The organism is Micromonospora sp. Mcm103 (genome assembly GCF_024519755.1).
In the GTDB taxonomy this organism is placed as follows: domain Bacteria; phylum Actinomycetota; class Actinomycetes; order Mycobacteriales; family Micromonosporaceae; genus Micromonospora; species Micromonospora aurantiaca.
In genome coordinates this window covers 20,545-27,793 of sequence record NZ_JALJRJ010000006.1, presented here as the reverse complement: position 1 = coordinate 27,793, position 7,249 = coordinate 20,545, and the positions used below count along the sequence as shown (strand labels likewise).

The following is a 7,249-nucleotide window of genomic DNA, read 5'->3' as shown; positions in this document are numbered from 1 at the left end:
ACCGGCCCCGCCACGCCCTGCCCACGTGACCCGGGAAGGGGTACGGCTGATGGCACGCCAGGTGCACACGGTCGCGGTGATCGGCGCCGGCAAGATCGGTGAGCTGATGCTCTCCGGGCTGCTGCGTTCCGGCTGGCCGGTGGGGCGGCTGCTCGCCACCGCGCGGCGGCCGGCGCGGGCGCGGGAGCTGGCCGACCGCTACGGCGTACGGGTGGTGGACAACCTCACCGCCGTGACCGAGGCCGAGGTGCTGGCCGTGTCGGTCAAGCCGCAGGACGCCGCCGCGCTGCTGGACGAGATCGGCCCGAAGGTGCCGGCCGACAAGCTGGTGATCTCGCTCTGCGCCGGCCTGCCGACCGCCTTCTTCAACCGCCGGCTACCAGAGGGCACCCCCGTGGTCCGGGTCATGACCAACACCCCGGCGCTGGTCGACGAGGCGATGAGCGCGATCTCGGCGGGCGCGTACGCCACCGGCGAGCACCTGGCCCTGGCCGAGGAGATGTTCTCCCCGCTCGGCTCGACCGTCCGGGTGCCCGAGTCGCAGCAGGACGCGGTCACCGCGCTCTCCGGCTCCGGCCCGGCCTACTTCTACCTGCTCGTCGAGGCGATGATCGACGCGGGCATCCTGCTCGGTCTGCCACGCCAGGTGGCGCACGAGCTGATCGTGCAGACCGCGATCGGCTCGGCGGTGATGCTGCGCGACTCCGGTGAACATCCGGTGAAGCTGCGCGAGGCGGTCACCTCGCCCGCGGGCACCACCATCTCGGCGATCCGCGAGCTGGAGAACCACGGCGTACGCGCGGCCATGCTGGCGGCGCTGGAGGCGGCCCGGGACCGGGCCCGGGAACTCGCGGCCCAGGCGGACTGACGCTCAGCCGGGCCGCGACGCCGGCCCCGGCCGCCGGTCCCGGCGGAGCAGCAGGATCAGTACGGCCAGCGCGAGCGTCCCCCACAGCGGCACCCAGCGGGGCCGGTGCTGGGCGAGCGTGCCGACCGCGCCGCCGACGGAGTAGCTGACCAGGGCGAGCAGCCCGAGCAGGGTGCCCCGCCGGGCCCGGCCCCGGTCGGCGGCGGGGCCGAACAGCCAGCGGGCGGCCCGCTCACCGATCTTCGTCGTGGTGCCCGACTGATAGGTGATCGGCGTCGCGATGCCCGCGGTACGGGTCGCCACAGTGGTCAGGCTGCCCATGGCGACCGCTCCGGCCGCGGCGAGCAGCACCCGCGACGCCGTGCCGTGCCGGCCGTACGCGAGCGCCAGGTTGAGCAGCGTCCAGACGACCATGGCGGCCTCGGTGACAGCGATGTCCACCAGTGGCGCCGCCGTCGGCCGGGTCCGGCGGCGGAGCAGGTTCACCAGGCCGGCGGCGGTCGCGAACGCGACGATCGAGGCCGCCGAGACCGGCCACGTGGGTTGCCCGCCGGCCGGTCCCATGCCGAGGAAGATGGCGTTTCCGGACTGGTTGGCGACGAACGCTCCGTATCGCAGGAACGCGAAGGCGTCGAGCGCGCCGGCGGTGACGACGGCGAGCACGAGCGCCGCGAGCGGATGGCGGAACTCCCGGTAGGAGTCCGCGGAGTCGTACGACGCCGACCGGTTCACCCTTCCCCCGTCCGTGTGCAGGAGCGGCCCCGGCAGCGTCCGGCGCAGGCGGGCGCACGCCGATTCCGGGAATCTCACCGAAAGCCTGTTTTGCCCATAAACCCCTCCTAGTGTGACGACATAGTCGAAAGTACGTGAAGGGATCGCGACGTGCATCTCACGCCGAAGGAATTCGACAAGCTGACGATCCACTCGTTGGCGATGGTCGCGAACGCCCGCAAGGCGCGCGGGGTCAAGCTCAACCACCCCGAGGCCGTGGCGGTCATCTGCGCCGCGGCGCTCGAAGGCGCGCGCGAGGGCAAGACCGTCGAGGAGGTCATGAACGATGCGAGCCACGTGCTCACCGCCGACGACGTGATCCCCGGCGTGGCGGACATGATCCCGATGCTCCAGGTCGAAGCGGTCTTCACCGACGGGTCACGGCTGATCACCGTCCACTCACCCATCCAGTAGAGCAGCGACCGGAGGCCACGGTCTCCGGCGGAGCGGGGGCGACATGGCGAAGCAACACCCGGGACCGAACTCCAAGCACCTTCGGCCCATCGGCGGTTACAAGCTCAGCGACCAACCTCTGGAACTCAACGCCGGGCGGCCGGTGACCGAGGTGGTCGTGCACAACACCGGTGACCGGCCCATCCAGGTCGGTTCCCACTTCCACTTCTTCGAGGCCAACCGCTTCCTGGAGTTCGACCGCCCGGCGGCGTTCGGGAAGCGGCTGAACATCCCGGCCACGACCTCGATCCGGTTCGAGCCCGGCGACCGCAAGACCGTGCAACTCGTCCCGTACGGCGGCTCCCAGCGGGTGTACGGCTTCAACGGCCTGGTCCAGGGCTGGACCGGCGACGGGCCGATCCCCGGCTACCGGCCGGACCGGGCCGAGGCGCTCCACCAGGCCCAGACGCGCGGCTTCAAGACCACGTCGCAGCAGCAGGACCAGGGCAAGGGCCAGGACCAAGGCAAGGGCAAGGGCAAGTAGCCCGGCCACTCTCAGATGCGCCAGAGCTGGAGCGACAACGCATGAGTCAGATCTCACGGCAGGAATACGCCGGAATGTACGGCCCGACCACGGGCGACCAGATCCGGCTGGGTGACACCGACCTCTACATCGAGATCGAGAAGGACCTGCGGGTCCTCGGTGACGAGGTCATGTACGGCGGTGGCAAGACCCTGCGCGACGGCATGGGCAGTGCCAGCCAGGCCACGAGCGCCGAGGGCGTGGTGGACCTGGTGATCACCAACGTGACCATCGTGGACGCGCTGCTCGGCGTGGTCAAGGCGGACGTGGGGATCAAGGACGGCAGGATCGCCGGGATCGGCAAGGCGGGCAACCCCAACATCATGGACGGGGTGACCCCGGGCCTGGTGACCGGTCCGGGCACCGACGCGATCTCCGGTGAGCACCTGATCCTGACCGCCGGCGGCATCGACGCGCACGTCCACCTGGTCACCCCGCAGCAGGTGTACGCCGCGCTCAGCAACGGCGTCACCACCCTGTGGGGCGGCGGCACCGGGCCCAGCGACAGCACCAACGGCGTCACCATCACGCCCGGCCCGTGGAACATCCACAACATGATGCGGGCCTTCGAGAACCTGCCGATCAACATCGGCCTGCTGGGCAAGGGCAACAGCAGCGGCCGGGCGCCGCTGGTCGAGCAGATCATGGCCGGGGTGCCCAGCTTCAAGATCCACGAGGACTGGGGCGCGCCGCCCGCGGTGATCCGGTCCTGCCTGGCCGTCGCCGACGAGTACGACGTCCAGATCAGCATCCACACCGACACGCTCAACGAGAGCGGCTACATCGAGGACAGCATCGCCGCCTTCGAGGGCCGCACCATCCACACCTTCCACACCGAGGGCGCCGGCGGCGGGCACGCGCCGGACATCATCAAGGTCGCCGGCCAGATGAACGTGCTGCCCGCCTCGACCACGCCGACGGTGCCGTACGGCATCAACAGCCAGTCCGAGCTGTACGACATGATCATGGTCTGCCACAACTTCAACCCGAAGGTGCCCTCGGACGTCGCCTTCGTGGAGAGCCGGATCCGCACCGAGACCATCGCCGCCGAGGACGTGCTCCTCGACGAGGGCGTCATCTCGATGATGCAGAGCGACTCGCAGGCCATGGGCCGGGTGGGCGAGACCTGGCTGCGGACCGTCCAGCTCGCCGGGCAGATGAAGAACGTCCGCGGCAAGCTGGCCGAGGACTCCGACGCCAACGACAACTTCCGCGTCCTGCGCTACGTCGCCAAGATGACCATCAACCCGGCCATCACCCAGGGCGTCTCGCACGTCATCGGCTCGGTCAGCCCGGGCAAGCTCGCCGACCTGGTCCTCTGGGAGCCCGCGTTCTTCGGCACGAAGCCGAAGATGGTGCTCAAGGGCGGCATGATCGCCTGGTCGATCATGGGCGACCCGAACGCGTCGCTGCCCACGCCGCAGCCGGTCTACTACCGGCCCATGTTCGGCGCCACCGGCACCCAGGTCGCCAAGAACTGCGTGACGTTCGTGTCCCGGGCCGCGCACGAGTCGGGTGTGGCCGAACAGTTGGGTCTGCAACGGCAGGTCATGCCGGTCTACGGCTGCCGCAACCTGACCAAGCGCGACATGGTGCGCAACGACCGTACGCCGAAGCTCGAGGTCGACCCGGAGACCTTCGCCGTGAAGATGGACGGCGTGCACGCGACGGTGCCGGCGGCCAAGAACCTCCCCCTCAGCCAGCTCTACTTCTTCAGCTGACCCGGCGCGGTGCCCGCCCCCGGCCGGGCCGGTGGCGGGGTCGCGTGAAAGGAGAACACATGCTCGTCGAAACGGTACTCGGCAACGTGAACGAGCCGGCGTGGACCGAGCGGCTCCGGGAGGCCAAGGTCGACGACCTGGTCCTCGACCAGTGGGACGCCCAGAAGAGCCGGCTGCGCCGGACCACGAGCCTCGGCACCGAACTGGCGCTGTCCCTGGCCCGCGGCGTACGGCTGCGCGACGGCGACGTGCTCGCCTGGGACGACGCGACAGCGACCGCGGTGGTGGCCCGGATCGCGCTCGGCGAGGTGATGGTCGTGCACCTCGACACGCTGCACGGGGAGTCCCTGGACATGGTGGTCCGCTCGGCCGTCGAACTCGGCCACGCGATCGGCAACCAGCACTGGCCGGCGGTGGTGAAGGGCACCGAGATGTACGTCCCGCTCACTGTGGACCGCAAGGTCATGGACTCGGTGATGCGGACCCACGCGTTCACCGGTCTCACCCACGAGTTCATCCCCGGCACCGAGATCATCGCGTACCTGGCCCCGCACGAGTCGCGGCGGCTGTTCGGCGGGGCCGACTCGACCCCGCACACGCACCTGCCCGCCGACCTGAACTGAGGGCCGGGGTGTCCACGGTGACCGAGGCCCTGAAGCTGCTCCAGTTCGGCGACTCGGTCTTCCCGGTCGGCGCCTTCTCCTTCTCCAACGGGCTGGAGACGGCGGTCGAACAGGGGGCGGTGCACGACCGGGCCACGTTGCAGGAGTTCGTGCGTACCGTCACGCGCGCCGCCGCCACCGGAGACGGGGTGGCGCTGCTCGTGGCGCACCGCGCCGCCCGCGCCGGTGACCTCGACCGGATCCGGGCGGCCGACGAGGCCGTACACCTGCGCAAGATCAACGAGGAGACGCGGACGATGACCGTCCGCATGGGGCGCAAGCTGGCCGAGGCCGCCGAACGGGTGGTGGGGGAGTCCCTCCTGCGCAAGCGCGTCGCGGAGAGCGGCGCGGGCGTCCCGGTCACCTACCCGGTCGCGCTCGGCGTGCTCTTCGCCGAACTCGGCGTGGACGAGGCGGACGCGTTCGCCGCCCACCAGTACGGCGCGGCCTCCATGGTGCTCGGCGCGGCGGTCCGGCTCATGCGGGTGGACCACCTCGACACCCAGTCGATCCTCTTCGCGGTGAACGAGCGGGTCGGCGAGGACTACGAGGAGGTGCGCACCGCCGGGCTCGACGACATGCAGAGCTTCGCGCCGCACCTCGACGTGCTGGCCGGCGCGCACCAGCACGCACACGTACGGATGTTCATGAGCTGAGCGCTCCCGCTCACCACCTGAAGGGCTTTCTCAACAATGAAATCAGCGAGTCGGATCGGCGTCGGCGGCCCGGTGGGCAGCGGCAAGACGGCCATCATCGAGGCCGTCGTGCCCCGCCTGGTCGAGCAGGGCCTGCGCATCCTGGTCATCACCAACGACGTGGTGACCACCGAGGACGCCAAGCACGTCCGCCGCGCCCTGACCGGCGTGCTGGTGGAGGAACGCATCGTCGGCGTGGAGACCGGCGCCTGCCCGCACACCGCTGTTCGCGAGGACCCCAGCATGAACCTCGCCGCGGTGGAGGACATGGAGGCGCGGTTCCCGGACAGCGACGTCGTGCTCATCGAGAGCGGCGGCGACAACCTCACGCTCACCTTCAGCCCGGCGCTCGTCGACTACTTCATCTACGTGATCGACGTGGCGGCCGGCGACAAGATCCCGCGCAAGAACGGCCCCGGTATCTCCAAGTCCGACATCCTCGTGATCAACAAGACCGACCTGGCCCCGTACGTCGACGCCGACCTGGACGTGATGGCCCGCGACGCCGAGATGATGCGCGGCGGCAAGCCGTTCGTGTTCACCAACTGCAAGACCGGCGAGGGCATCGACGACCTGGTGGACCTGGTCCGCCGCAACGCGCTGTTCGACGCCGAAGTCCTCGCATGACCACTCTGGACTCCGTCCGGGAACTCGCGCCGTACCAGGACCAGCCGGCGCAGCTGCCGGCCGCCGCGAACGGCAAGGTGGGCATCCTCCGGCTGGGGTTCGAGCGGCGCGCGGACCGGACCATCATGCGCGACGTCTTCCGGCAGTCCCCGCTGCTGGTGCAGCGCGCGCTGTACTGGGACGAGGAGATGCCGGGCCTGCCCTGCGTCATGATCCTCACCACCTCCGGCGGCGTGCTCCAGGGCGACCGGCTGCGCATCGACGTCGACCTCGGGCCGGGCGCGCAGGCGCACCTGGTCACCCAGGCCGCCACCAAGATCCAGGAGATGGACGCCAACTACGGCACCCAGACCCAGAGCTTCACCCTGGCGCAGGACGCCTACCTGGAGTTCCTGCCCGAGCCGGTGATCCCGTTCCGGCGCAGCCGGTTCGTCTCCGACACAGTGGTCCGGCTGCCGGAGACCGCGACAATGCTGTACGCCGAGGTGCTCCAGCCCGGCCGCAAGTACTACCGCGACGGCGAGATCTTCGCGTACGACCTGTTCTCCACCACGCTGCGGGCGCAGCGGCCCGACGGACGCCCGCTGTTCGTGGAGAAGTTCGTCATCACGCCCGGCCGGTTCCCGGTGTCGCGGATCGGGATGATGGACCGCTTCCACGTCTTCGGCAACGCCGTGCTGCTCACCGACCCGGACCGGGCGGCAAGGGTCTTCGAGCGGACCGCGACGCCGGTGTGGGACGAGCAGACACCACTGGCCACCGCGGTCAGCCGGCTGCCGAACGACGCCGGCCTGGTGTTCAAGGTGCTGGGTCAGGAGACCGAACCGGTCCGCGCCGCGGTACGCGCGTTCTGCACTGCCGCCCGCGAAGAGGTGACCGGCTGCACCTTCCCGCCGGTCTTCAGCTGGCGTTGAGGCGAGGAGAGCAGC

The 7,249-nt window shown here is 70.2% G+C and carries 8 protein-coding genes and 1 pseudogene; 8 read left to right on the top strand and 1 reads right to left on the bottom strand.

The annotated features are described in order from the left end of the window. The first annotated feature begins 49 nt into the window (after positions 1–49). Positions 50–868, top strand: a complete 819-nt coding sequence (gene proC, locus OC439_RS10880; RefSeq protein WP_262013293.1) for a pyrroline-5-carboxylate reductase — start codon at positions 50–52, stop codon at positions 866–868. Positions 869–871: 3 nt separating this feature from the next. Here the strand turns inward: proC and OC439_RS10875 are convergent, their stop codons facing one another. Next, positions 872–1,600, bottom strand: a complete 729-nt coding sequence (locus OC439_RS10875) for a YoaK family protein (RefSeq protein ID WP_262013291.1) — start codon at positions 1,598–1,600, stop codon at positions 872–874. A 150-nt stretch (positions 1,601–1,750) separates the two neighbouring features. Here OC439_RS10875 and OC439_RS10870 point away from each other — a divergent pair, with 150 nt between their 5' ends. The 7 genes and pseudogenes from OC439_RS10870 (at position 1,751) to OC439_RS10840 (ending at position 7,234) form a co-directional block, all read left to right on the top strand. Then, positions 1,751–2,053: an urease subunit gamma gene (locus OC439_RS10870; protein WP_013287657.1), complete on the top strand. Its 303-nt coding sequence runs from the start codon at positions 1,751–1,753 to the stop codon at positions 2,051–2,053. A gap of 43 nt (positions 2,054–2,096) precedes the next feature. Continuing rightward, positions 2,097–2,432 (top strand): annotated as a pseudogene (locus tag OC439_RS10865) (urease subunit beta); the annotation flags it as partial. A 185-nt stretch (positions 2,433–2,617) separates the two neighbouring features. Next, a complete protein-coding gene (locus tag OC439_RS10860; protein ID WP_262013290.1) occupies positions 2,618–4,336 on the top strand; it encodes an urease subunit alpha in 1,719 nt (572 codons plus the stop codon). Between the two features lie 59 nt (positions 4,337–4,395). Then, positions 4,396–4,959, top strand: coding sequence for an urease accessory protein UreE (gene ureE, locus OC439_RS10855; RefSeq protein WP_262013289.1), 564 nt, complete (start codon positions 4,396–4,398; stop codon positions 4,957–4,959). Positions 4,960–4,976: 17 nt separating this feature from the next. Beyond that, a complete protein-coding gene (locus OC439_RS10850) occupies positions 4,977–5,654 on the top strand; it encodes an urease accessory protein UreF (RefSeq protein WP_262013288.1) in 678 nt (225 codons plus the stop codon). Between the two features lie 36 nt (positions 5,655–5,690). Then, positions 5,691–6,320: an urease accessory protein UreG gene (gene ureG / locus OC439_RS10845; RefSeq protein ID WP_260034115.1), complete on the top strand. Its 630-nt coding sequence runs from the start codon at positions 5,691–5,693 to the stop codon at positions 6,318–6,320. Continuing rightward, entirely contained in the window at positions 6,317–7,234 is a 918-nt protein-coding gene (locus OC439_RS10840) for an urease accessory protein UreD (protein ID WP_262013287.1), read from the top strand. The genes ureG and OC439_RS10840 overlap by 4 nt, the downstream gene beginning before the upstream one ends. Positions 7,235–7,249: the final 15 nt, after the last annotated feature.

What these genes read in the sequence shown, in the direction of transcription:
- OC439_RS10840 (WP_262013287.1), top strand. Translation starts at nt 6,317, where the DNA reads ATGACCACTCTGGACTCCGTCCGGGAACTCGCGCCGTACCAGGACCAG.
- proC (WP_262013293.1), top strand. Translation starts at nt 50, where the DNA reads ATGGCACGCCAGGTGCACACGGTCGCGGTGATCGGCGCCGGCAAGATC.
- ureE (WP_262013289.1), top strand. Translation starts at nt 4,396, where the DNA reads ATGCTCGTCGAAACGGTACTCGGCAACGTGAACGAGCCGGCGTGGACC.
- OC439_RS10860 (WP_262013290.1), top strand. Translation starts at nt 2,618, where the DNA reads ATGAGTCAGATCTCACGGCAGGAATACGCCGGAATGTACGGCCCGACC.
- ureG (WP_260034115.1), top strand. Translation starts at nt 5,691, where the DNA reads ATGAAATCAGCGAGTCGGATCGGCGTCGGCGGCCCGGTGGGCAGCGGC.